General features: G+C 55.2%; 20 protein-coding genes and 1 pseudogene. 11 read left to right on the top strand and 10 right to left on the bottom strand.

The features are described from left to right. Window positions 1–32 precede the first annotated feature (32 nt). The gene (locus tag RMR21_RS23340) at window positions 33–1,250 is read right to left on the bottom strand and encodes an ABC transporter substrate-binding protein (RefSeq protein ID WP_498671974.1); all 1,218 of its coding nucleotides are present in this window, start codon (window positions 1,248–1,250) and stop codon (window positions 33–35) included. A 90-nt stretch (window positions 1,251–1,340) separates the two neighbouring features. After that, entirely contained in the window at window positions 1,341–2,444 is a 1,104-nt protein-coding gene (locus tag RMR21_RS23335) for a mannonate dehydratase (protein WP_498671972.1), read from the bottom strand. Window positions 2,445–2,773: 329 nt separating this feature from the next. On the opposite strand from RMR21_RS23335, the gene RMR21_RS23330 reads away from it, so the two are divergent. Genes RMR21_RS23330 through RMR21_RS23315 form a run of 4 tightly spaced genes read left to right on the top strand, consistent with a single transcriptional unit; the run spans window position 2,774 to window position 6,285 of the window. Next, on the top strand, window positions 2,774–3,568 hold the full coding sequence (locus RMR21_RS23330; protein ID WP_498671970.1) for an IclR family transcriptional regulator: 795 nt from the start codon (window positions 2,774–2,776) through the stop codon (window positions 3,566–3,568). Between the two features lie 25 nt (window positions 3,569–3,593). Beyond that, the gene (locus RMR21_RS23325; protein ID WP_498671968.1) at window positions 3,594–4,790 is read left to right on the top strand and encodes a mandelate racemase/muconate lactonizing enzyme family protein; all 1,197 of its coding nucleotides are present in this window, start codon (window positions 3,594–3,596) and stop codon (window positions 4,788–4,790) included. Between the two features lie 17 nt (window positions 4,791–4,807). Further along, window positions 4,808–5,803, top strand: a complete 996-nt coding sequence (locus RMR21_RS23320; RefSeq protein WP_498671966.1) for a Gfo/Idh/MocA family protein — start codon at window positions 4,808–4,810, stop codon at window positions 5,801–5,803. Between the two features lie 11 nt (window positions 5,804–5,814). Next, on the top strand, window positions 5,815–6,285 hold the full coding sequence (locus RMR21_RS23315) for a heme-degrading domain-containing protein (RefSeq protein ID WP_498671963.1): 471 nt from the start codon (window positions 5,815–5,817) through the stop codon (window positions 6,283–6,285). A 97-nt stretch (window positions 6,286–6,382) separates the two neighbouring features. On the opposite strand, the gene RMR21_RS23310 is transcribed toward RMR21_RS23315, so the two are convergent. The 7 genes from RMR21_RS23310 to RMR21_RS23280 form a co-directional block, all read right to left on the bottom strand. Next, window positions 6,383–7,156: an SDR family oxidoreductase gene (locus RMR21_RS23310; RefSeq protein ID WP_498671961.1), complete on the bottom strand. Its 774-nt coding sequence runs from the start codon at window positions 7,154–7,156 to the stop codon at window positions 6,383–6,385. Window positions 7,157–7,172: 16 nt separating this feature from the next. Continuing rightward, window positions 7,173–8,321: a galactonate dehydratase gene (gene dgoD, locus RMR21_RS23305; RefSeq protein ID WP_498671959.1), complete on the bottom strand. Its 1,149-nt coding sequence runs from the start codon at window positions 8,319–8,321 to the stop codon at window positions 7,173–7,175. Between the two features lie 68 nt (window positions 8,322–8,389). Further along, on the bottom strand, window positions 8,390–10,018 hold the full coding sequence (locus tag RMR21_RS23300) for a GMC family oxidoreductase (RefSeq protein WP_498671957.1): 1,629 nt from the start codon (window positions 10,016–10,018) through the stop codon (window positions 8,390–8,392). A gap of 33 nt (window positions 10,019–10,051) precedes the next feature. Further along, window positions 10,052–10,954 (bottom strand): aldose 1-epimerase, encoded by a 903-nt coding sequence (locus RMR21_RS23295; RefSeq protein WP_498671955.1) that lies wholly within the window; start codon window positions 10,952–10,954, stop codon window positions 10,052–10,054. A 3-nt stretch (window positions 10,955–10,957) separates the two neighbouring features. Next, window positions 10,958–11,956, bottom strand: coding sequence for an ABC transporter permease (locus tag RMR21_RS23290; RefSeq protein WP_498671953.1), 999 nt, complete (start codon window positions 11,954–11,956; stop codon window positions 10,958–10,960). Window positions 11,957–11,970: 14 nt separating this feature from the next. Further along, complete coding sequence (locus tag RMR21_RS23285) at window positions 11,971–13,497, bottom strand: sugar ABC transporter ATP-binding protein (RefSeq protein WP_498671951.1); 1,527 nt, start codon at window positions 13,495–13,497, stop codon at window positions 11,971–11,973. Window positions 13,498–13,623: 126 nt separating this feature from the next. Next, window positions 13,624–14,607, bottom strand: coding sequence for a substrate-binding domain-containing protein (locus tag RMR21_RS23280; RefSeq protein ID WP_498671949.1), 984 nt, complete (start codon window positions 14,605–14,607; stop codon window positions 13,624–13,626). A 415-nt stretch (window positions 14,608–15,022) separates the two neighbouring features. Between RMR21_RS23280 and RMR21_RS23275 the strand changes: the two genes are divergently transcribed. The 7 genes from RMR21_RS23275 (at window position 15,023) to RMR21_RS23245 (ending at window position 22,714) form a co-directional block, all read left to right on the top strand. After that, window positions 15,023–15,778 carry a FadR/GntR family transcriptional regulator gene (locus tag RMR21_RS23275; protein WP_498672266.1) on the top strand — a complete coding sequence of 252 codons (756 nt, stop codon included), beginning with the start codon at window positions 15,023–15,025 and terminating at the stop codon, window positions 15,776–15,778. 1,144 nt (window positions 15,779–16,922) lie between these two features. Further along, window positions 16,923–19,055, top strand: coding sequence for a peptidase domain-containing ABC transporter (locus tag RMR21_RS23270; RefSeq protein ID WP_498671947.1), 2,133 nt, complete (start codon window positions 16,923–16,925; stop codon window positions 19,053–19,055). Continuing rightward, window positions 19,052–20,290, top strand: coding sequence for an HlyD family secretion protein (locus RMR21_RS23265; RefSeq protein ID WP_498671944.1), 1,239 nt, complete (start codon window positions 19,052–19,054; stop codon window positions 20,288–20,290). The genes RMR21_RS23270 and RMR21_RS23265 overlap by 4 nt, the downstream gene beginning before the upstream one ends. 65 nt (window positions 20,291–20,355) lie before the next feature. After that, a complete protein-coding gene (locus tag RMR21_RS23260) occupies window positions 20,356–20,595 on the top strand; it encodes a flagellar hook protein (RefSeq protein WP_416409714.1) in 240 nt (79 codons plus the stop codon). A 433-nt stretch (window positions 20,596–21,028) separates the two neighbouring features. Continuing rightward, window positions 21,029–21,259, top strand: coding sequence for a hypothetical protein (locus tag RMR21_RS23255; RefSeq protein ID WP_498671941.1), 231 nt, complete (start codon window positions 21,029–21,031; stop codon window positions 21,257–21,259). Between the two features lie 99 nt (window positions 21,260–21,358). Beyond that, window positions 21,359–21,976, top strand: a complete 618-nt coding sequence (locus RMR21_RS23250; RefSeq protein WP_498671939.1) for an outer membrane protein — start codon at window positions 21,359–21,361, stop codon at window positions 21,974–21,976. A 366-nt stretch (window positions 21,977–22,342) separates the two neighbouring features. Continuing rightward, window positions 22,343–22,714, top strand: coding sequence for a PAS domain-containing protein (locus tag RMR21_RS23245; protein ID WP_498671937.1), 372 nt, complete (start codon window positions 22,343–22,345; stop codon window positions 22,712–22,714). Window positions 22,715–22,843: 129 nt separating this feature from the next. Here RMR21_RS23245 and RMR21_RS23240 read toward each other — a convergent pair. Then, a pseudogene (locus tag RMR21_RS23240) lies at window positions 22,844–23,683 on the bottom strand (iron chelate uptake ABC transporter family permease subunit); the annotation flags it as partial. Window positions 23,684–24,083: the final 400 nt, after the last annotated feature.

Raw genomic sequence — 24,083 nt, 5'->3', positions numbered from 1 at the left:
AGACCCGATGGCCACAGTTTCGGTCGAGGTGGTTACTGATCCAGAAGCGCCTGGATATCTTCGGCCGCATAATCCATCGACGTCTGGACGTCCTCGTCCCCCAGCAGGATGCGCTGGATTCCATCGAAATAGGCCTGCGTGATCTGCACCCAGTTCTTGTTTGCCGGAAGGGCTCGCCCGTGCGGCAACATCGCCTTGAAGGCATCCAGATCAGGGTTCTTGAACCGTTCGGCGGTCATTCCCGATGTTCTTGCTGGGAATGTGTCCGTCAGAATGGCCTGATTTTCTGCGCGTGCGAGAAACTGGAGCAGCACCTTGCCTTCGTCCGGATTGCGAGCCTGTGCCGGAACAACCAGACTCCACCCACCCAGGATAGACGCCGTTTCGGCACCTTCCGGATGCGGTATAGGCATGACACCGACATCGATTTTAGGATTTTCCTTGCGGATCGCTACGACATCGAATTGACCGGACTGATACATCGATACCGTGCCGGCGATAAACAGACGACGATTGGCAGTGCCGTCATTCTCGAGAGTGGAGGCCGGTGACACCTTCAGATCGGTATACATGTCTGTGTAGAACTTGATGGCCTCGACAGCCTTCGGCTCGTTGACTGTCGCCTTGGTCTGGTCGTCAGAGATGATCGAACCACCGTTCATCCAGATGAAGGGCAAGGAGCGGAAGATCGTATTGCCGACCTCACCGCCGCCGGTGATCGCAAATCCGGACCGACCTTCTTTCGTCAGGGCTTTCGCGGCGGTTGCCAACTCTGCCCAGGTATCGATAGGCTTGTCTGGGTCAAGTCCAGCTTCGCGGAAATGGTCCTTGTTGTAGATGACGGCATGGCTCTCGATACGGTATGGAATGGCCCAGAGAGCATTGTCGAACATGCCATAGGCAAGTGCGCCGGGCACATAGTCCTCCCGGTCCTGAATGACGTCATCCAGCTTGGTGACAAGTGCGTTTCGGGCGTAGCCATTGACCCAGCCATGCTGCACGTCGATCAAATCCGGCGCAGCTCCCGACTGCATCGTTGTCAGAATGCGCTGGGCCAGGCCGTCAGCGGTTGTGATCTCAAGCTTCACCTTGATATCCGCATGCTCGCTCTCGAAGGACTTCACCAGTTCCCTCGCCCTCGCCTCATTGAAGTTCGGCGTCCACCATGTTACTTCGCCCGCTGATACCACGGCAGTGCCAAGAATGAGGTTGGCTGCTATAGCTGCAAGCAATGCTACCTGTTTCTTCATGTTGATGCTCCTCCCTTGATCGCGGCTTATCGAGCCGCGCTGCTCCGGACAATCCGGAAAACCTGCTGAATCGGTGACATGAGCTCCGTCTCATGTCACCGCCTGATCCAATGACCATGACGGGCCGAGCGCCTTGGCATTGGCAACAAGCGCTTTCATGTAACCGACCGTGTAAGCATTCCCGGCGTGCCATGGTGCCGGGCAGTCGAGATCCGGCACATGATCAGGGACCAGCACGCCGTCATAGTTTTCGTCACGTAAGATACGGACAATCTCGGCCATATCGATGTCGCCGTCGTCTACGAATGTTTCTTCGTAATGGGGGACTTTGCCGCGCACGTTGCGAAAATGAACGTAGCCAATGGCGTCCCTGCGAGCGTAGTGTCTTGTTGCGTGGTAAATGTTGCCTGTTTCCATTTCCTGGATCGATCCCAGACAAAACTCCAAGGCGTTCGCCCTGCTCGGCACGATGTCGAGCAAACGATCATATTTGTCCGGCTGATTGACCAAACGGGGTGTCCGACGGAGCCGGTCAACAGGTGGGTCGTCGGGGTGGGCAGCGAGACGGACACCGGCTTCTTCTGCTACGGGGACAAGATGCTCCAAAAACCATCGCACCCGCTGCCATAGCTCTTCCTCACTCACCTCCGCGATCGTGGCATTGGAGAGGGCGGCGCGATAGCGCATGTTACCAACCATGCCGTCGGGCAAAGGATCATCAGCTGGAATTTCCGCCATGTTGAAGACTGCGGTCACCGCGCCCCCGCGCGCGACTGCTTTGCGCTGCCAGCCCCAGACGCCTGCGATCGAAAAATTATAGCCAAGAACAGGAATTCCAGCCCGGCCCGCATCCTTTACGAGACGCTTCATGTCTTCCATCTGGCGATTTTTTTCCGGCCCATCGAGCAAGATGTCAGACCAGAAATTTGGCGACACATTCTCGATCGCCGCTGGCTGGATATCATGGCGGCGCAACATGGATACGAAGCGTCTCATATCATCGTAAGACCACAATGGAGCCTGGATACACTCTCCATTGATGGGCCCAACACCGCCCGCCATGTAACGCGAGTTGTCACCGTTACGACTGTAGTCGGTCAGATGCAGGACCACGTCATGAACGCCAAGCTGGGCGGCATACCGCGCTCCATCTTCGTTCAGGGTTTTTCCAAACAGGCTAAGTCCGACGCGCATGAATCCTCCAGGACCGGCCACTCCTCAGTTTAACCGTTCAAATATGAACAGCGCCAGTTCTATTTTGATCATAGATATGGATGGATGCTTTTGTCAATGGTAACGTGGCGCACCTAATGAACCGAACACGGATGCAAACATTATCTATTATTAACATTTATTTTCAATAGGATAGGACATAGATAATTATCGCCAGAGTGCTATCTCAGCGCGATTGCAGGGAAAACAAGACGGCTGAATCCAAAAAGAAATCTTTCTTAGTATTCTTATTTGAACTTCATGAGTTCAGTTTTATATGCTACGTCACCGCATGAATACGGGAGAGACATATGGATCTGGATATCAATGACGATGCGGCTCAAAAGCACCGCGTCCCAGTAATCGACAAGATGATGGAGATATTGGTCCATCTCGAGCGCAAACCGGGTTCCAGCATCAGCGATCTCGTAACGTCTCTCGTGGTTCCGCGGACGACAATCTATCGTGTTCTGAACACCTTGCAATTACACGATATGGTGCGACGCGATGCGGAAGGAGCCTATTTTCTTGGTCGCAGATTATTAAGTCTCGCAGCTCATGTTGGGCCGGGCAGCACCGACCTCGACCTCATATCACTTGCCCAGCCACATCTGGACAGGCTTGCAAACAGTCTGGGTGAAGGTGTCAAGCTGTCAATCATCGATGATAGCGGCATACTTGTTCTTGCGGCGGTACAGGGCAGAAAGGAATACGCCCTTTCGGTCGCGCCGGGACAAAGAATGCCGGCGCATGCCGGTGCCGCCAGCAAGGTCCTGTTGGCTTATCTTCCGCAGGAGCAACTCCACTTATGGCTTGGACGGCCGCTTGCTGCTTTCAGTAGCAAAACGATCACTGATCCAAAGCGACTGGAAGCGGAGTTGACGCGTATTCGCAAACAGGGATGGGCGCAGGATCGAGGGGAAAATGCTCCGAGTATTCAGGCATTTGCCGCGCCGGTATTCGACGCCCACGGAACGGTGGTTGCTGCGGTCAGCGTCCCGTTCCTCGCCGGCACGTCAGCCGACCGCATGACAGAAATCCGTTTGGCGGTCATCGAGGCGGCCCGCACCATGACCGAAAGCATGCCGCGCTCGAACAAAATGTGAGAAGTGCTTTTCTTTGGGAGGAAAAATGAAAATCATCGATTTAAAATGCGCTGTGATCGGCAAAAGCCCGATCGTCCGCATTGTGACCGACGAAGGCATCAACGGTTACGGGCAGGCAGAGACCTGGAAGAGCAGTATCAAACCTCACATCCTGTCGTTCCGCGATGCCCTGATCGGGGAGGACCCGACAAACGTCGAGCGCGTCATGCTAAAAATTCGCCAACGGGGCGGATTCAAGCCCTGGGGTACGGCGGTGTCGGTTATAGAAATGGCGCTCTGGGATCTGGCTGGCAAAGCTGCCGGATTACCCGTCTACAAGTTGCTGGGCGGAAAGGTGCGGGACAAGGTTCGCGTCTATAATGGCTCCATCCGCTTCCCTCTACCCGATCATTCGCCTGAATCTTTGGCTGCTGACATACGCCGGATGATGGCGCTGCCTGAAGGGTTCACTATGATCAAGCAGCCGATCGGCTTCCACTCCGCTATGAAGCGCGAGATTCCTGGCTTCTACTACGGTGAGCCAAATTCCAGCCCTTTTCACGGGGCGCTAGACCGCGGGCCGATCACCGAAAAGGGCCTCAACCATTTTGTCGACTGCGTTGCAGCGATGAAAGAGGTCACTGGTGATAAGGTCGGCCTGGCCCTTGATGCCGGTCCAGGCTGGATGCTGCCTGATGCAATCAGGCTTGCACGCAAATTGGAGCCGTATCATTTGCTCTGGGTCGAGGATCTCCTGTCTGGAGACTACACCCCTTGGGTCAATGCAGGTGTCTACAGGGAGCTGACACGCGCTACCTCCACACCAATACACACTGGCGAACAAATCTATCTGCGCCAGAACTTCAAGGAGCTGATTGAATCCCAGGCCGTGAGCGTCATCGGCCCTGATCCGGCAGACGTTGGCGGTATTGCAGAGCTGAAATGGATTGCCGAATACGCCGATCTCCATGGGATCATGATGGCACCGCACGGCACAGCCAACGGCCTTCTTGGCCTCGCTGCCCTCATTCAGGTATCGGCCACTTTGCCGAACAATTTTCTCGCTTTCGAATACACGACCGGCGACCCCGCCTGGTGGTACGACATCGTCGAAGGCCTACCGCAGACGATTGTACGCGACGGCTTTGTCGAGGTCTTGGAACGGCCGGGAATGGGTGTCGACATTATTCCCAAGGCAGCCATGCCTTACCTGGCAGACGACGATCTCGATTTTTTCAATTGATCAGCAAGGATACACCCATGTTACGTATCGGAATTCTAGGGGCTGCAGGGATCGCCCCGCGCTCGATCATCCAGCCTGCCCGCCGCCGGACAGACGTTGTCATACATGGTGTCGCTTCGCGGCGCTTGGACGCGGGCAAACACTATGGCGAACTTCACCAGATCGAGACGGTTTACCGCAGTTACGATGATATGCTCGCCGACCCTGACATTGACCTTGTGTACAACGCACTTCCGCCCGCAGGGCATGCAAAGTGGTCGATTGCAGCACTTGAAGCTGGAAAACACGTCTTGTGCGAAAAGCCCATCGCCATGACCTCACAAGAAGCCGTATCAATGTTCTCTGTTGCCAAGAGAACGGGCAAAATTTTGATGGAGGCGTTTCATGACCGCTACCATCCAGTCTTTCTGCATCTTCTGGAGCTCAAAAAAAGCAATAAACTCGGAACGATCCTCAGCGTGCGAGCTGAGTTCTACGTCGATATTCCCTTTGACGAAAAATCCATCAGGCACGACCCCACACAAGGAGGGGGGTGCATGATGGACTTGGGTTGCTATCCTCTGCACTGGTTGCGAAATTTTTTTGGTACCGAGCCTGAAGTACTTACGGCGAGAGCGCAACTGACCAGCCTGGGGGTGGACGAAAGTATGGTGGCAAGGCTGCGCTTTGGGTCAATTGATGCAGAACTGATTGCAGACATCGCCCGTCCGCCGTTCGAGGCACGCATCAAAGTTGTCGGAGAGAGGGGCAGCGTTCAAATTGACAATCCTGTCCTACCGCACAAAGGACATTCAATCCGTGAGACAATCGACGGCATCCTACAGGAGTTTACCCTGGCAGGAGGAACGACCTATGATTATCAGCTCAATGCATTTCTGGAGGCCGTTGAGACAGGTATGGCACCGCTTACCGGGGAAATCGACGCGATCAACAACATGAAGGCGCTGGAAGAAATCTACCGCGTTGCTGGCTTGTCAGGCGGCAAGCCTCTTATACCAAAAACGTCAGCCTGAAGGACATTTGCATGACACCTACGACACCGAGTATCGCCGAACTCTCCGCTGAGCAGAATGCAATCAGGTTAGACCGGTTTGACTACGACTTCGCATGGGAACTTGGCAGCCGTATTCGGTCACGGGCGCAAAGCAATTCTCTGCCGGTGGCCATACAGGTCAGACATGGAACTGATGTTGTTTTTTCGACACTCGTGGGTGCTGCAACGATAGATAATTTTGACTGGACGCGCCGCAAGTGTGCGGTCGCCCACAGGTTTCACCGCAGTTCGTTGCAAATCAGGCTTGAGGCCGAAGAAGGCGGTTATGATTTTAATGCGAAGTTTCGGCTTCCGACCGCCGACTATGTTGCGAGCGGCGGCGGCGTTCCGCTGATCCTGAAAGGTGGGACCCTGATTGGCACGGTCGCCGTTAGCGGGTTGCCAAATGTAGAAGATCACAACCTGGTCATTGACATTCTTCGCCAGATCATTCCGGCTTAAATTTGAACGATCCGGCAGGCAATGTAGAGCAGAGCGTCTGGACCTTGTATTTCAATGGACGGAGCGTGTCGTCGCATTGATTTTCAGATGACGTCTGTCAGCCATGCTGCCGAACGCTTAATCCCCCGTCAATCGTTAGGCACGTCGCGTTCATGAAGGGGCATTCGTCAGAGATCATGAACACGGCGGCAAGCGCAATCTCCTCGGGTGAGGCAATGCGGCCGCCGGGATGAAGCTTCATTGTCTCGGCTTTTGCGGCCTCCGGATCGGGAAAGCTGTTCCAGTACTCGATGACCTTCTGGGTTGCGACATAGCCTGGTGACAAGGCATTCACACGCACACCCTGGGCCGCGTACTCCAGCCCCAGCGACCGCGTCATGCCAAGCAGAGCATGTTTCGCCAGCGGGTAAGGAAAGGTGTGGGGAATAATGGTGAACGCGTGAGTAGATGCAATGTTCAGGACTGAACCACCGCCGGTCTCGATGATACCAGGTAGCACTGCCTTGGTGCAGTTCCACGCGCCTTTTAAATTTATGTCAAAGCAGCGCTGCCATTCGGCGTCGCTGGTTTCGAGAGGTTCGTGGAAGACGTTGACGCCAGCATTGTTGATCAACGCGTTGATTTGACCAATTTCGGCTGTAGCGCGTTGCAATGCTGCTGAAATTGCTTCGGCATCGGTTATGTTGGCAATTGCGGAGCAGACAGCGGCTCCTTGCTTAAGCGCCGTGGCTTCTCTCTCCAGCAAGCTGGCATCCAGATCAACGAGAAACAGAGAAGCGCCTTCCGCCGCACATGCCTTGGCAATTGCAAGACCGATGCCCTGGGCCGCACCGGTGATCATGATCCGCTTGCCTTTGAGACGGTTCGTCATGGTCTGATCTCCTGTCTCACCACTCTGCAAAGCTGCCGTCTTCATGACGCCAAATCGGATTGCGCCAGCGGTGGCCTTCCTTGGCGCGCTCTATGACGTAGTCCTCGTCTACCTCGATCCCAAGACCAGGGCCCTGTGGTATGCTGACGAAACCATCAGCATACTGGAAAACGTGCTTGTTGGAGATGTAGTCAAGAATATCGTTGCTCTTGTTGTAGTGAATTCCGAGGCTTTGTTCCTGTATGAATGCGTTATAGCTCACTGCGTCTATCTGCAGACATGCGGCAAGGGCGATGGGTCCAAGTGGGCAATGCGGCGCAAGCGCCACGTCATAGGCCTCCGCCATGGCCGCGATCTTGCGGCATTCGGTGATGCCGCCAGCATGTGACAGGTCCGGTTGGATGATATCGACAAAGCCGTCGGACATGACCTGCTTGAAATCCCAGCGCGAATAGAGACGCTCCCCAAGTGCGATCGGGGTGGAGGTGTGATTGACGATGTCGCGGAGTGCCTCCTTGTTTTCCGACAGTACAGGCTCCTCGATGAACATTAGCTTGTAGGGATCAAGCTCCTTGGCAAGAACCTTGGCCATTGGCTTGTGGACGCGGCCGTGGAAATCGACGCCGATGCCGATATGATGGCCGACCGCCTCGCGAATGGTCGCGATGGTCTGGACCGCCTTGTCGACCTTCTCCCAGCTATCGACAATCTGCATCTCCTCGCAGCCGTTGAGCTTGATGGCTTTGAACCCGCGCGCAACTACGTCGCGGGCATTGTTGGCAACGTCGGCCGGACGATCGCCGCCGATCCAGGAATAGACCTTAATCTTGTCACGGACCTGACCGCCGAGCAAAGAGTGGATTGGCTGTCCGAGCGCTTTCCCCTTGATATCCCACAACGCCTGGTCGATGCCGGAAATAGCACTCATATGAATGGCACCGCCGCGATAAAAGCCGCCGCGATACATGACGTTCCAGTGATCCTCGATCAGGAAGGGATCCTTGCCAATCAGGTAGTCTTCCAGCTCGTGAACGGCAGCCTGCACCGTCAGCGCCCTTCCCTCGACCACAGGTTCGCCCCAGCCGACTATACCTTCATCCGTCTCGACCTTCAGGAACAGCCAACGCGGTGGAACGATGTAAGTGGTGAGCTTTGTAATTTTCATCAGGATCATGCCTTCTTGCGGAACGCAAACTGGATTAAGCCGAGGCGGAGGCCGAACATTTCGACGGCCTACGCGAGGATGAGATCGGCGGCCTTGGCGGCAGCACCGAGAACAGCGGCATTGGTGTTGCCGCTGACAATCTTCGGCATGATCGAAGCATCGATCACGCGAAGACGATCGACGCCGCGAACTTTTAAATCGGGCGTCAGGACAGCGTCCGGATCGCCGTCATGCCCCATCCGGCACGTACCGACGGGATGATACCCGGTCTTGACCGTGCGACGGCAATGATCGGCAATCGCCTCGTCACTGGTCACGTTGATGCCGGGGAAGATTTCCTTCTCGATCAGATCGCGCATTGGCGATGCTGCCAGCACGGTGCGGGCAAACTTGAAACTGGCAATGGTCAGACGCAGGTCGTCTGGATGCGTGAAGATCTGGGTATCGACGATAGGGTTGGCAAAGGGGTCAGTCGAAGCAAGCGTAACACGACCGCGAGCCTTAGGACGTAACAGCAGCGAATTGATGGTAACGCCATCTCCGGGGTCGGTGCCCATCACATCCCGGTCGAGATAGACGGTCGGCACGCAGAACATCTGGATCGTGGGTTCGGAATTATTGCCATCGGGGTCGTAGAAGGCGCATGTCTCAACCCCTGTTGTCGTCGCAGGACCTGAGTTGAACAGCAGATATTGCAGCCCGGCCTTGATCATCGGCCAGCCACGATCAGCCCCATAATAGCCGAACGAGCCCTTGGTCGTGGCGACCACCGGGCACTCATAGTGATCCTGCAGGTTCTGGCCGACGCCGGACAGGGAAACCGCCGTCTGGATTCCGTAGCGGGAAAGCTCATCTTCCGGACCGATGCCGGCAAGCATGAGGATTTTCGGCGTTTGATAGGCACCCGCCGCCAGAATGATCTCGACGCCGGCTGTGGCAGTCTTTTTCGAGCCGTTCTGCATGTAGTCGACACCGACGGCCTTACCATTTTCCAGAACAAGGCGCGTGACGGTCGCCCCAGTTTCGATCGTCAACAGCGGATCGTTCATGATCGGCGCGAGAAACGCATCGACTGCGCTGCAGCGACGGCGGGTCTGCCAGTCGATCGTATGCTGCATGAAGCCGACACCGAACTGTTCAGCGCCATTGAAATCCGGATTATAGGGAATGCCCATGCCCTGCAGGGTTTTGATGTAGGTACGCGTCATCGGGCTAGTATGGCCGAGATCCGAAATCTTTAGCGGTCCGCCAACTCCATGGAATTCGCCACCAAGATGATCGTTGTCCTCCTGCGCCTTAAAATATGGCAAGATATCCCGGTAGGACCAGGCGCCATCATTGTTCGTTCCCGGCTCTGTGACCGCTTCGTTCCATCGATCATAGTCGGCTGCCTGCCCGCGCATGTAGACCATGGCGTTAACCGTGCTACCGCCGCCGAGCACCTTTCCCTGCGGCACGATTGGACCCCGGCCATTGAGTTGCTCCTGGGGCTTGGTCTGGTGCATGGACAGATAGCTGTCTTTGGCAAGAAACTTCATGTAGCCCGCTGGAAAATGCATGATGGGATTGGCCTTGCGAGGGCCGCGCTCAAGCATCAGAACACGAGCCTTGCCATCCCGCACAAGGCGCGCTGCAACAACGCAGGCCGAACTGCCGCCGCCAACAATGATGTAGTCGTATGTGATCCCTTGGGACATGTCCTGCTCTCCAACCGCTTTTTTCGGTAATTACTAGTGGTCGGTCCAGACCGATGGCTTCATCCGGATGCTGCCAGTGAGCGTTTCTTCAGCCTCGAGCACCACCAGATCCCCGAGAGCCTTCATGTGGTGGCCGTCCGCTAGATGCGACATCGGTTCAAAACAGAAATAATCCCGCTTAAAATCCGGATCAAAACTCGTGTCAGAAACGAACACGAAAGCGTGGCGGAAGAGCGGGCCAGCCGTAAGCAAGAGCTGCGCCTGGCGCTCCGGCCAAGCGATTTGTGCCTCGCCACACCAATCCTCGAACCCATTATTCACCCAGCGATGGGGCAAACTGCGCGGAACGCCGAAATCGACATCCGTGGGTATATCGATAGCTTCACCAGGCAACCAATCGTCGACTTCGGTCCAGTATTTGCGCGCTGGTGCCAGCAACGTCGTTTTGGGTGTCATCGGGAAGTAGGGATGCCAGCCTAGGCCGAAGGGAAGTGCCTCCCTTCCACGGTTTGTGACTGATAGTGTCAGTTCGAGAGCACCATCTCGCAACGAAAAACGCTGCCGTGCCGAATACTCATAGGGCGTGGTATCACTTTTGAGATGCTGGAAGGCAAGTTCGACCGTCGCGTCATCCTGCTGCTCGACGCTCCAGACTGCCTGCCAACCTTCGCCATGGAGATAGTGTTTGTCCCAATCGGTGTTTGGTTGAAGCCAGTAGTCCTTGCCGTGGAAACGGAAGCTATTGTCTTTCACCCGGTTGCCGAAGGGGACCAGTGGATAACACCCGGACTCCAGAGCTTCTGCATCGTCCCTGGGAGCCTCGCGCAGAAGCGGTACCCGCACGTCGTCCCTCTGCCACCAGAAGCCGAGCACGATCCCACCCTTGGTGGATATGCGGGCAGAAAGATTACCATTGATGAGATCAACCACCGTCACGCCTTACCCCTTGGTGCGAGCCGCGCCGCGTTTGATTGCCTGGATATTGGCAAGGACCGCAACGACGATGATGAGGCCGCGTACCACCTGCTGGAAGAACGGGTTGATACCGAGCAGCACCAAGCCATTCCCTATGAGGGTAATGACGAGCACACCGAGCAACGTCCCGAGCATGGAACCACGTCCGCCCGAAAGCGCGGTGCCACCGACGACAACGGCGGCGATCACATCAAATTCCAAGCCGCTTGCCGCTGTCGCATTGCCAGACCCAAGACGCGACAAAAGAAGAATACCCGATACCGCGGCCATGGCACCGGCGATGGCAAAAAGAGCGACGCGAATGCGGGAGACGTTAATTCCGGACAGAAACGCCGCATGTGGGTTGCCACCGATCGCAAAGACCGAGCGTCCGAAGGCAGTCTTGCGGCTGACAAAGGCAAAGACGGCAAACAGAACCAGCATGATGATTGCCGCGGGCGGAATTCCGAGCACTGGACGGTCGAGCATATCGACGATGTTGTTGCGGCCAATCGAAACCGGCAGGGCATCGGTGACGAACAGCGCTGTACCGCGCAATGCGCTCCACAAACCAAGCGTGCCGACGAAGGACGGCACGTCGAAATATGCACGCAAGATGCCAGCGATGGACGCCAGAGCGGCACCGATCGCGATTGCGAAGACGAAAGCGATCGGTGTCGGAACGCTCCATTGCAGCAGATAGGCCAGCGCTACGGAAATGAAGGCCACCATCGGGCCGACGCTGACATCGATTTCGCCGGAAATGATGATCAGCGTGGCGGCCCAGGCGGCAATGCCGATCGTTGCCGCATCTCGCAAGATGTTAATCTGATTGTTGAACGTCATGAAGCCGCCAGCAGTGGCAGTAAAGACGATGTAGAGCACGGCGATCGCGACAAAGAGACTGATTTCGTTCATGTGCTGCGAGAAGCCACCGCGCCGGCGCGGTGCGAATGCGGGCGTCTTGGCGGTCTGGTGGGACATTGTTCTATTCTCCGTCAATGACCGGCGATGCAGGCTGCCATGACGGCGTCCTGATCAATATGGGGGGATGTAAATTCTTCTTTCAGCGTACCTTCGCGCAGGACCACGACGCGATCGCAGACGAGCGGCAGTTCCTCGATCTCGCTGGAGACGAAGATGATGCTGCGGCCCTCAGTGGCAAGCTGGCGGATGATGGCATAGATCTGGGCCTTCGCCTCGACATCGACGCCGCGCGTCGGTTCGTCGAGCAAGAGGATGCGGCTGTCGGCATGGACCCAACGGCCGATGACCACCTTCTGCTGGTTGCCGCCCGAGAGCGTGCCGATGGGCGTATCGGTTTCGGCAGTCTTGACGTGAAGCCGCTCGATGACGCTACGCGTCGCCTGCGCCATACGGCTTGCCGACAAGATGCCGTAGGAACTGACGGTTGAGAAATTGGTCGACACAGTGTTCTCGTCGACGCCAAGGAGCGGCACGATGCCCTCCTCCTTGCGGCTTTCCGGGGTGTAACCAAAGCCGGCATCGAGCATGCGGTGGTATTTCGGGCGGCCGACCAGCGCGCCATCAACTGAGACCATTCCGCGATCGAAGGTACAAACACCCATGATTGACTGCAGCAGCTCCGTGCGACCTGAACCTAAGAGCCCGGCGATGCCAAGCACCTCACCCTCACGCAGCTTAAAAGAGACAGAGGAGAGCTTGGGCTCCAATGCCAGATCCTTCACCTCCAACACGATTTTTTCGCGCGATTTCGTCTCGAGCACAGCGGCTTGCGCCGCCTCCGAGCCGAGCATCAGGCGAACGATTTCACGTGTATCTGCGCCTGCCACATCAACTGTGTCGATAATCCGACCGTCGCGCATTACGGTTGCGGATTGCGAAATCCGGCGGATCTCGTTCATGCGATGGCTAACATAGATGACGGCAATGCCTTCGCTGGCGATGCGCTTGACGGCGGTCATTACCTTTTCGGCTTCCGCTGCTGCAAGCGAACTGGTCGGCTCGTCGAGAATGACGAGCTTTGGCTTGCCAAGCAACACGCGGGCGATTTCCAACAACTGGCGCTCAGCGGGGCTGAGACCTGCAACGAGGCGGGACGGCGGTAGATCGAGGCCAAGGCGTGCCATCGCCTCCTGTGCCTGCTCTTCCATCTCGGCGTAGCTCAGAATGCCGGCCTTGCGAGGCCAGCGACCAAGAAAGAGATTTTCCGCCAGCGTCATACCCGGAACAAGTGACAGTTCTTGGTAGACGACGCGCACGCCCTTTGCAAAGGACTCTTGCGCACGGGCCGAGCCGGACTGGTTCAATTCCACGCCGTCGATACGTACCGTTCCAGTGTCCGGCACTTCAGCACCGGTTAGCATGCGGATCAGGGTTGATTTTCCCGCGCCATTTTTGCCGAGCAGCGCGCGGACTTCGCCAGCGGCGACATCGAACGTAGCGTCGTCAAGCGCCAGCACCCCAGGATAGCGTTTGGTACAGCCCTCGATCGAGGCGACGATAGATCGGTCATGGCTCGGATGAGCGGCGGAATAGATCATAGTGGGTCCTGCTGTTCAGGAGTTGATCGCCATCCTGATGACGGCGCTGTCCAGCCGGAGAAGCCTGTCAGGCTCGTCCGGCTGGTTAGGTCAGGTGCGCTCTTCAAGGGCAGCGCAGCCTGGAGATCATGGGATACCGTCGGAATGCGCCTCGAGCCATGCTTGACCGGAAACCGAAGTATTATAAAGATCGATGTCGTAAGGCACCTTGATGTCGGCCGGTGCCTGCCCGTCGATCGACTTGATAGCCTGCGCAAGTGCCAGCTTGCCGAGACCTTGGCCCGAGATATCAACAACAGCCTTGATGACGGTGAAGTCGACCAGTTCTTGGGCGATTTCGGTGGTCATGTCGCCACCGAAGACGACTGTCTTACCGACACGGCCCTGACTTTTGACCGCCCGTGCGGCACCCAGCGTCGCACCGCCGGCTTCGCCGAAGAAGGCATCGAGATCAGGGTTGGAGGACAGCATCGTCGCAGCCACGGAGACGGCCTTGTCGAGCGTTGCACCTTCCTGATTTGCTACGATCTTTGCACCTGGCACCTTGGCTTTCAAGGCGTCTTCAAAGCCCTTGCGACGGGTCACACAGACTTCGACGAATTCGCAATTGAGAACCGCGATCTTGGGTGCATCTTTCTTTTCCGCCAGGAAATAATCAGCGGCAGCATCACCGAGCTTGTGACCGAAATCATAGGGATCGCCGATCGCATAGGCCGAGACAAACTCCTTCATATCCTTGTCACCAAGGCAGGTGTTGTAACAGACAACAGGGATACCAGCGTCATGCGCGCGCTGGATGGCGCGATATGAGCCGTTGGCCGAGACCGGCGAAACGATGATGGCCTGGACGCCAGCTGAGATCAGTGAATCGATGAATGATGATTCTTTGCTAACGTCGCCCTGCGCATTTGTTTCGATGATATCGAGCTTGCGTCCGGCGTCGTTTGCCCCAGTCTGGATGCCCTTGCGAACACCAGCGTAGAAGCCTTGGGCATCCATATATATCGCGCCGACTTTCAAATCCTTGTCTTGCGCCAATGAGGGCCTATTTGCTCCCCCAAACGCAAGCATCGTCATTGCCGTCAAAGCGGCTGCCTTCATGAGTTTCATAGGTCCCTCCCAAATGAATGTATTTTTGATGCTTGACCGAGGCTGCGGCGATCCCGCACCTCCTGCGGAATTTCTGCAGAATAAATTTTATCATATCATTGTCAATATAAATCAGATTTATTTATTGGAAATTTTGAGCGACCATCTCTCACAACGAGACCGCATGGAAATAGAATTACAATACAGCATTATATTTCAGTTATTTAGATCGCCGTAGAGCCAGAATTGTAAGACCCAATTTGAGCTGTTTCCACTTGCTATAAATCCTATTTATTATACGATGGTCGCGATCGTGAGCGGAAATGGCAAGCGATAAAAGTCAAACGAAGCATGCTGTATCACCGATCAATGCGGATCAGTGTGTCGTGACAACGGTGCTGGAGGACAGAAATTGACTGTAGGCAGGACGGCGGGAATGGTGACCGCGCAGGGTCTTCCGATCGCTGAAGGCGGAAAGCGCAGTGTCGGCGAAGCGCTTCTCCAGCAACTCATCGATAAGATTATTTCTGGTGAAATGGCCGAGGGATCGGTTCTTCCGAACGAGGCCGAATTGACGGATCGGTTTGGCGTTAGCCGGTCGACGCTACGCGAAGCTATGCAGTACCTTTCAGCGCTCGGGATGATCCGCTCGCGCACGCGGGCCGGCACAACGATCCTTCCTCGGGAGAACTGGAACTATCTCGATCCACTCGTGCTCGACGCAACATTGAAATTCGGCACGGACGATAGCTTTTACACCTCGCTGATCGATGCGCGGTTTTTGCTTGAACCGGCCGCAGCAGCGCTTGCCGCTGCCAATGCAACGGCACGCGAGCTTTTCCAGATATCCAAGGCGTTCGAGGAAATGGTCACGGCCAATTCGCGTGACAACGAAGCCTGGAGCCGTGCTGACCTTAAATTTCATACTGCAATTATCAATGCCAGCGGCAACTGGGTCTACCGTCAGTTTGCGACTGCAATCCGAGCGGCACTGCTTGCAAGCTTTCGGCTGACCAACCGCGCCAGCCAATCCCACGAACATGCTATCATGAAGCATCAGGATGTGCTGGAGGCCATTCGCATGCGTCAACCTGATGCTGCCCGTTACGCGATGGAGCAGCTGATTGGCATAGCCCGCGGCGAGATTGCCGAAGCGCTCCGTCTGGCGAATGATACGAAAAAAGGGCGGTAAGCGACTTTTTCAAATCTGCGGGCGGATTGGAGACAGACGTTGACCCTGACTGAAGATAACGTCCAGCCAGCACATCCGAGACGGGAGTTAACCCTATTCGCGACAGTCATAGTCACCATTTTTATTTTCTGCGTGTCCAGAACGCTCGCAAGACTATTAACACGAACAATGGCCATGATGATATCTGGCGAGCATTGGAATTGGGTGTGAAACGGAAGCAAGTGGCGGACCGTAAGGCACTAACAAGACAGCTCAGGTATTTTCAACCGAACTAGAAAACCGGTATCCCGCCTATAAGCCTTTGCGCGTCACGTCTACCATGGCTCGCGCCGGACCCGTAACAGGAAGGCCGTTGGCTATCTCTTTCAGAGTCTTCCGGCTCAGGACAGGAATGGCCCGATCTCCGAAGGGCGCTTAAAGTGTCTTGCAGTCGATCAATGGCAGTGAGTCATAAATTCCATGTCCTAACAGACGCTCATTTATTCCTCCAAAATGTTTAACCGAGATTTGTACAACACTGACGAACGCCCCGTACATTATCGGACATCGGGCTGATCAATTTTCGCCTGCGTCAAAGCCTGACGAAGTGCCCTTGGGATAGCCGCGAACGTGTCCTGGCCGCCAGCATCATCGAAAAATACGGTGAATTTTAAACGGTATTCTATGTCGTATTCACCCAGTCGATTATCCGACTGTTGAAGCCTCAACATTTCGCAACAAATTGAAACACACAGCAACGCGCGCCCAAAGTAGGTTCCATCACAAGCTAAAAACCTAAGCCAAGGGTGGTTTTGATGAAAGATGTTTGAACTAGTGCCTCCGCCTTTCACGTCCCCAGGGCGGTTGCGGGGAGATTTCAATGACAGACATCATTCCCAAAAAAAGGACTGCGGACGATACGGAAGCAAGGCAATAACGCCTAGTGCTTGGAGACTGCCGACAGGGCTTCCTGAATTCGCAAACCGGGACAAGATATCGCTGGGAAGCCTTGGGATAGTGTGTCGCGCTGAATGCACCCTGGGACAAGCCAACGTTAAAACTGTTTTCAAAAGCTCGTTGAATAAAGCCGCTGCTCAGTAAGTCGGTGAAACGCGCTGAACTTCCAATACGCTTGTTGCAATCAAACACGCAGGAGGATTGTCCGTTGCTTCTCGATGTCATGAACAATCGTTCTCGAATTGTACCAATTTTACAGTCGGAAGCCGCGGAATGCGGGCTTGCATGCCTAGCTATGGTCGCTTCGCATCACGGCCATCTCGTGACAATGTCCGAACTGCGAAGACGCCATGCGGTATCGGCCAAAGGAACCACCCTCAAGAGTCTGATTTCCATTGCTGACGACCTTGCCTTTACCGGTCGGGCATTGAAGGTAGAAATGGACGGCTTGGGCCAGTTGAAGACCCCTTGCATCCTTCACTGGGATATGTCGCACTACGTCGTTCTCAGTCGTGCCAACAGGAAATGGATCAAAATACACGATCCAGCGAGTGGATACAGACATCTTACCCTAACTGAAGCGTCTGCACATTTCACTGGAGTTGCGCTGGAACTCACACCGGCAGCTTCATTTCAAAAACGCCAAAAAGTCGAACGGGTGCACCTGACGGATTTGTGGTCAAGGAGCGCTGGGTTTATTCCAAGCCTTGTTCAAATCCTCCTTCTTACTGCTTCGCTTCAGTTTTTTGCTCTTGTGTCACCTCTGATCAATCAATTGATCGTCGATGAAGCGATCGCGAAAGGCGATTTCAGCCTCCTGAACATTATCGTCATAGGTGCCGGCCTCTTATTGTTGATCCAAGGCGCAACCACATTGCTGCGTGGTTATGTTCAGATGCACTTCAGCACCCTTTTGACGTTCCAGATGCGTGGTAATTTGCTTCGTCACGCTTTGCGTTTGCCAGTGCCTTGGTTCGAGAAGCGTCGCCTCGGCGACATTTTATCTCGATTTAATTCCCTCCAACCTGTTGAGGATCTTTTAACGGGTGGCTTGGTTTCAGGTATTCTGGACGGGCTGATGGCAATCCTCACCCTCGCGGTCATGCTCGTCTATGCGCCCTATCTTGCGCTTGTGGTGTTGGCCTCACTAGCAGTCTTCATTTGCACAAGGTTGATCACATTTCCTTGGTTGCGCAATCTCACCAACGAAGGGATTCAATATCAAGCGAGAGTGGACAGTGTTTTCCTGGAAACCATCCGCGGCGCACGGGCTTTCAAGCTCTTTGGCCGAGAACTGGAACGACACGGGGTATGGCAGAATGCCTATGTTGACAGTCTCAACAATAATGTGCGCCTTCAAAAAATCGGCCTAAAAGGCACGGCCGGGCTGTCGATTGTCACAGGCGGAGAACTGCTTCTGGTGTTCTATATCGGTGCGAGCGCGATCATCCGAGGTGAGATGACGCTCGGCATGTTGCTGGCCTTTCTATCCTATCGTGGCCAATTCAGCAACGCTGCGCTGTCATTCGTAGAACAGTGCTTCAAGTTTCGCATGACGGGACTGCACCTCGAGCGACTGTCTGACGCGGTGCACCAGGATCCGGAGCCTGGTATCGAGGCCGGCTCGACCACACTTCGCCCTGTAATGGGCGGTCTTAGCTTACGCAATCTCTCCTTCCGTTACGCCGAGCGGGAAACCTGGGTGCTGAAGGACGTTTCGCTGGACATCAGGGCGGGTCAGTCAGTGGTCTTTGTCGGACCTTCCGGTGGTGGAAAATCGACACTTCTAAAGGTGTTGATGGGGCTTTATCCGCCGTGTGAAGGGGAGGTCTTGGTTGATAGTCTAACCTTCAGTGCTGTCGGCATGCGAGCCTATCGCGCGCAAATTGGCGTGGTGATGCAAGATGACCAGCTTTTTGCGGGCACGATTGCGGATAATATCGCCTTCTTCGATCCAGAGATGGATATGGCGCAGGTCGAATGTGTAGCTCGTAAGGTCGATCTCCACCAAGAAATCGAACGTATGCCGATGGGCTATATGACACTGGTTGGAGACCTGGGCACAACATTGTCGGGTGGGCAGCAACAGCGCGCGCTTCTGGCGAGAGCTCTCTACAAAAGACCCAAAATCCTGTTCCTTGACGAAGGAACAGCCAATCTCGATCTTTTGTCCGAACGTCGCGTTATGCAGTCTCTCAGGGGCCTCGGTATAACCCAGATTATGGTCGCCCATCGCCCTGGCGCTATTGAAGGGGCGTCACGTATCTTCGCCATCGAGGCAGGCGAGGTTCGCGAATTGCACCGCGAAATCCCGGCGCAGCCATTGCAGGTGGTGCCATGAGCGACACGCTGTTTAGACCCGAAGCAATTGAACATCGTCGCAGGTTGCGTGGTGAGGTGATGATTGCACAGCCCGCGAGTTATGGCGTGATGACGGTGTTGCTGGGTGTCGTGGTCGTCGTCGGGGCTTCGTATCTGATGACCGGTACCTACGCAAGAAAGGAGACGGTCCAGGGATATGTCACGCCAACCGGTGGCCTGGCTCAATTATATGCCACAAAAGGAGGCGTCATTTCCAAGGTCCTGGTCCGTGAAGGCGACCTGGTCACGCAAGGCCAGCCGATGGTAGAGCTTTCGCTGGAGACAACCGGTTCTCAAGGGAAGGTTGGCGAGGAACTGCGCCTGCAGATTGTGTCCCGCATCCAGTCCCTTGATATACAAATTGAAGCGGCCGAAGCACGCTTTGATGAAGAGCGTCGTCGACTGGCTGCAAGACTTCACGGTCTTGCCGAAGAGCTTGCCTCGCAAACCCGCCGGCTCTTGTCAGAACGCGAACTCAAGGATCTTCAAACGCGAGATGTTGAACGCTACGCCGGCCTCCAAGTGGGGGGCAGCGGCACAAAGTTTGAATTGTCGCGCCTGCAGCAGCAAATCTTATCGCAGAAAAGTGTAATTTACGAACTGGAGCGCCAACATGCACAGCGCCAGGGCGATCTGGATGATGTGCAGTCGCAACTGACAAGTCTACCCGCTGAGCAGAACGATAAGCTCGCCCAGTTGCAGGGGCTTCGCAGCGAACTTCAGCAGTCGCTGGCTCAGCTTCAGATTGATCGAGCTTACGTCGTCGTTGCACCCGTTGCCGGTAGGGTTGCTGCTCTGCAGGCGCAGCCTGGTCAGACAGCTGTGGCTCAGTCCCCCTTGGCAGCACTTGTTCCGGCGGGAAGTTCTCTTGAGGCAAATCTGCTTTTGCCGTCACGAGCCGCCGGTCTGGTCCAGATCGGCCAGGACGTCAGGCTCAGGATTGACGCCTTTCCCTACCAACGCTTTGGAGTGATTGTTGGCCACGTCGCCCAAGTTTCGCGCTCGACCTATCGCGAAGGCGAATTATTGGCTCCAATCTCATTCACAGATCCCGTCTACCGGGTCACCGTCAGCCTCGATCGTACCAGCGTTTCCGCCTACGGCGAGGATCGCCAACTGACGCCCGGTATGACACTCATCGGCGATATCATTACAGATCGCCGACACTTCACCGACTGGATCACGGATCCGCTAAAAGCCATCGCCAGTCGGTGAATCCAGCAAAGGGAACGACCTTCCTGGTCTGACCTTCACGACTAACCAACCCAAAGGAGACTAACATGAGCAAGATGATTGAAATCAACAGCGATATGCTCGATCTCGTGAGCGGCGGTGCCACGACCGTCGCTTCCACGGTTACCATTGGTGCTGATGGCGCTGTCACCGGGAACTACTCGTTCGGTAGCCGCTCGGGAAGCTTCTCGGCAAAATTGCCGGCCGAAGTCGTACAGAAGGCCGGAACGTTTTCTTTTAGCAATAAGTCTGGTTCTTTCACCTTTGAGAACTCGTTTGCTAGCTAGATTTAGCTGACCAAACTGAGCCTGGCGGATAAGATCTAGCCGCCAGGCTCCCCCTTCCCGGACCTTCGCAACTTACCCGTCATGAACTCAGAGTCTTTTCCTACCGACATTTCTCGCGATGGAAGGTTTGGCAATGCTAAGCGTGGGACAGCGAGGCCTTCCTTAAAGGGAATGAGTTTCTCGCTAAGCCGGTGCCTGATACAAGGTTCGGTCATGCCGACAGCTCACGTGGCACCGTTGTCGGCAGGTCGGAGTGGTGACGTCGGCTGTTAGGTCTCTGTCAGACGCTCCTCACACAAAGTCACTGTCTATCGAGTCCGCATCCCGTCCGAAATTGCAATCTTATTGAACACCTTGCCTCTATGTCGACTTGTTTTCGACATCGCAAGGTTACGTGGCGAGCGCATAAGCTCTCCAAACAAAGGAGACGAGTATGTCGCAAACCGAGTTGACGCTTCAAGACGTTCTCAATGACCCGCTGATCCTTCAAGTTATGCAAGCAGACGGAATATCCACCTGTCAATTGCTGAGTTTGCTTGGTGAAGCGCGTGATCGCCACGGGAACACCAACCACCGCGACATCCGGGGACCTTCCATGACTGCATCCGCCACTGGTCTAGCACCAAAGAAAGTAAAGACCACATTGCAACATAACATAATGTGAAAAGACACTCTGCAACAACCGCTTAGGCCATAATCGTTCTCGAACAGGGCTAGACAGTCGCGGGTTGCCTGTTCCGCCATTCAACACAGGAACGATCACATGAAATTTAAAATTTTTGCGCTTGCAGCGCTCGCAGTGTCTTCTGCAGCACCGGTTGTTGCAGCAGATATTGTGTATGAGCAGCCTTCGGCTCCAAATGAGCAGCAGGTTTCCTCCTCGTATGATTGGTCTGGCTTCTATCTCGGCGCGCAGGGCGGATACAGTTGGAATAAGGCGTCAATCTTTGGCTCTGACGTGGATCTCGACAGTGGCTCAGCAGGCGCGCATGCTGGGTACAATTTTCAGCGTGGAAATATCGTTTTTGGTATCGAGAACGACTTCAACTATAATTTTGAAGAGAGCAGCGGCGCTAACGTCGAGTGGGACGCCTCGGGCCGCGGTCGTGTTGGTTATGCATGGGATCGCACTTTATTCTTCGCTACAGCCGGTATCGCTGCGGCAGGTGTTAAGGTCGATGTTCCAGGCGCGGACAAGAAAGACGATATTCTGATTGGATGGACAGCCGGCGGCGGTGTCGAGCATGCCTTCACGGATAATATTCTTGTGCGTGGCGAGTATCGGTATTCTGACTTTGGCAACAAAGACTTTGGGTCGGCGATTGGCGAAATCGGAGCAACCCAACATAAGGTCATGGTAGGCGCGAGCTACAAATTTTGACAATCCGGCTTCCGATTTCCTCCAGTCTCGGAGGCCGTTAAAATGGCGGATTGTTGGTCCCCGCAAAGCATTAGAGCTTGTGGAAGATCAACAATCGACTGCCTTCGAAGCTTGGCAGGGCTGACGACGGTGGTCTCGTGGACGCCCGGCACCCTGTCATAATCCAAAGCCGCTATCACAAATCTAGTCATCAGACGCCCATGGCGAACCCGTTATTACGACATTCCCTCAGTACGAGATTCGTATGCGAACCGAGATCTTGGCTTCACCGCACGACTGAATTGGGTCTAGGACCAAATCACCCCTCCAATATCCAAACTGAGACAGCGGTCATTGATCGACAGTTCTGTAGGAGGTATTCCGCAGTTGGTATGGCGCGCTGGCGACGGTGGTAATCTGACATGGTCTGGCCCACAGTGGACGGTGTATACGGGTCAGGCAGAATCTGAGAGCCATGGTATGGGCTGGCTGGATCCGGTGCATCCGGAGGACCGTGATACTGCACTCATGAACTGGTCGAAAGCTGCTGAGATGGGTGGATTCGAAGTTGAGTACCGCATTCGAGAAGCTAGCACTGATGAGTATCGCTGGTTTCACACGCGCGCCACTCCTGTTCGCGACGAGAATGGCAACATTATCGAGTGGCTGGGAACGTCGACCGACGTCGAGGATCTGCGCAGCCTTCAGGCACGGCAAGAGGCGCTTGTTGCCGAGCTTCGAAATAAAGCTGCACCTTAGAGCCTGCATAATGACATCGCTTATTAAGGGCAGTTGAAATGGTTCTTTAAGCGACGTGTTGCCCATGCTTCGCCTTGCACAATTACGAACCCGCGACCACCCGTGAAATCGCAGAGTTTAGTCGTAAGATTACCTCCTGCTCAACAAAAACATTAAGAACGGAGCTCCGACGAGAGCGGAGACGAGGCCTGCAGGGATTTGGTAAGGAGCGGCGATCGTGCGACCGATAAAATCCGCTGCGACCATCAGCCCGCCGCTGATGACGGCGGCACCTATCATCTGCGGCAGGGCTCGCGTGACACCCGCCTCCCTGGCAAGATGGGGCCCCTTTAGACCCACGAAGGACAATGGACCGACGGTCAGCGTCGCGGCCGCGGTCATAAGTCCGGCGAGCGCAAATAGCGCCAATCTTGATTTTGCCAAAGGCATACCAACGGCAGTTGACATCGCTGGCCCAAGAGGGAGGATGTTTAACAAGCGGCGCGCACCCAAAGCGGCTGCGATCAATACTGCTCCCATGGCCACTTCCGCCGCAGCGGTCGTGCGTGAAACCAAATAAGTTGAGCCGCTCATCCAGCGCATCAGCAGGACCGCTCTAGGGTCTCCCGTCGAACTCAGTATGCCGACGACCGCATTAACCATCGCGCTGAGCGCAATGCCTGCCAGCAGAATGCGTTCCGGAGCGAAATTGGACTGTCTCGAACTTAACAGAATAACGGTAAGAACGGAGACGGCACCGCCAACAGCAAAGACGAACTGGCCCAAAAAACCCCGAGCAATGGCAAACAGCGCGATGGCCACCCCAAAGGTCGCACCCGCGCTGATCCCTAAAACTTCAGGGCTCGCCATCTCATTCCCGGTCAGTCTCTTGAGGATCGATCCAGCCACGCCAAGCATCGCGCCAGACGCGAGCGCCGCGAACACTTTTGGCGCGCGGATCGCAAGAATATCATCGACGTATTCCCCAGAAAGGCCCTGTCGGCTCGAAGCTGGGATTTTGGCCAAGTTGAAGAACGATTAGTGCTCAGCATCACGATATCCTTGCCGATTTCGCTGAGGGACGAGCCCGCGCTTCATGAAGCAGTCGCCTAAGATGATCTAACGAGACCCCATCAGCGTGCATCATTTGGCGGATAAGCGCGTCTTTGAGAACGTCCGTTATCGTCAATTCAGGATCGAACATGGGTCATCTCCTTTGCATCGATGACTTATCGCCGACCGAAATAGCTACGCGATCCACGAAAACTGCATGGTTTACTTGAACAGAGACGCCGCGCTGACCCGGAGCGGTATGTTGAGCGTAGAGACGTCTTCACAGGCTGATAACCTGCCAGGTGAACCGCGATGTCTTCAATCTTATCTGCAAAAG

This window comes from Agrobacterium sp. rho-8.1 (assembly GCF_033957725.1).
GTDB lineage: Bacteria > Pseudomonadota > Alphaproteobacteria > Rhizobiales > Rhizobiaceae > Agrobacterium.
Note: the sequence above shows the minus strand (reverse complement) of the source record. Positions and strands in the feature narration are given on the sequence as shown.

What these genes read in the sequence shown, in the direction of transcription:
- RMR21_RS23340 (WP_498671974.1), bottom strand. Translation starts at nt 1,250, where the DNA reads ATGAAGAAACAGGTAGCATTGCTTGCAGCTATAGCAGCCAACCTCATT.
- RMR21_RS23335 (WP_498671972.1), bottom strand. Translation starts at nt 2,444, where the DNA reads ATGCGCGTCGGACTTAGCCTGTTTGGAAAAACCCTGAACGAAGATGGA.
- RMR21_RS23330 (WP_498671970.1), top strand. Translation starts at nt 2,774, where the DNA reads ATGGATCTGGATATCAATGACGATGCGGCTCAAAAGCACCGCGTCCCA.
- RMR21_RS23325 (WP_498671968.1), top strand. Translation starts at nt 3,594, where the DNA reads ATGAAAATCATCGATTTAAAATGCGCTGTGATCGGCAAAAGCCCGATC.
- RMR21_RS23320 (WP_498671966.1), top strand. Translation starts at nt 4,808, where the DNA reads ATGTTACGTATCGGAATTCTAGGGGCTGCAGGGATCGCCCCGCGCTCG.
- RMR21_RS23315 (WP_498671963.1), top strand. Translation starts at nt 5,815, where the DNA reads ATGACACCTACGACACCGAGTATCGCCGAACTCTCCGCTGAGCAGAAT.
- RMR21_RS23310 (WP_498671961.1), bottom strand. Translation starts at nt 7,156, where the DNA reads ATGACGAACCGTCTCAAAGGCAAGCGGATCATGATCACCGGTGCGGCC.
- dgoD (WP_498671959.1), bottom strand. Translation starts at nt 8,321, where the DNA reads ATGAAAATTACAAAGCTCACCACTTACATCGTTCCACCGCGTTGGCTG.
- RMR21_RS23300 (WP_498671957.1), bottom strand. Translation starts at nt 10,018, where the DNA reads ATGTCCCAAGGGATCACATACGACTACATCATTGTTGGCGGCGGCAGT.
- RMR21_RS23290 (WP_498671953.1), bottom strand. Translation starts at nt 11,956, where the DNA reads ATGTCCCACCAGACCGCCAAGACGCCCGCATTCGCACCGCGCCGGCGC.
- RMR21_RS23285 (WP_498671951.1), bottom strand. Translation starts at nt 13,497, where the DNA reads ATGATCTATTCCGCCGCTCATCCGAGCCATGACCGATCTATCGTCGCC.
- RMR21_RS23280 (WP_498671949.1), bottom strand. Translation starts at nt 14,607, where the DNA reads ATGAAACTCATGAAGGCAGCCGCTTTGACGGCAATGACGATGCTTGCG.
- RMR21_RS23275 (WP_498672266.1), top strand. Translation starts at nt 15,023, where the DNA reads ATGGTGACCGCGCAGGGTCTTCCGATCGCTGAAGGCGGAAAGCGCAGT.
- RMR21_RS23265 (WP_498671944.1), top strand. Translation starts at nt 19,052, where the DNA reads ATGAGCGACACGCTGTTTAGACCCGAAGCAATTGAACATCGTCGCAGG.
- RMR21_RS23260 (WP_416409714.1), top strand. Translation starts at nt 20,356, where the DNA reads ATGAGCAAGATGATTGAAATCAACAGCGATATGCTCGATCTCGTGAGC.
- RMR21_RS23255 (WP_498671941.1), top strand. Translation starts at nt 21,029, where the DNA reads ATGTCGCAAACCGAGTTGACGCTTCAAGACGTTCTCAATGACCCGCTG.
- RMR21_RS23250 (WP_498671939.1), top strand. Translation starts at nt 21,359, where the DNA reads ATGAAATTTAAAATTTTTGCGCTTGCAGCGCTCGCAGTGTCTTCTGCA.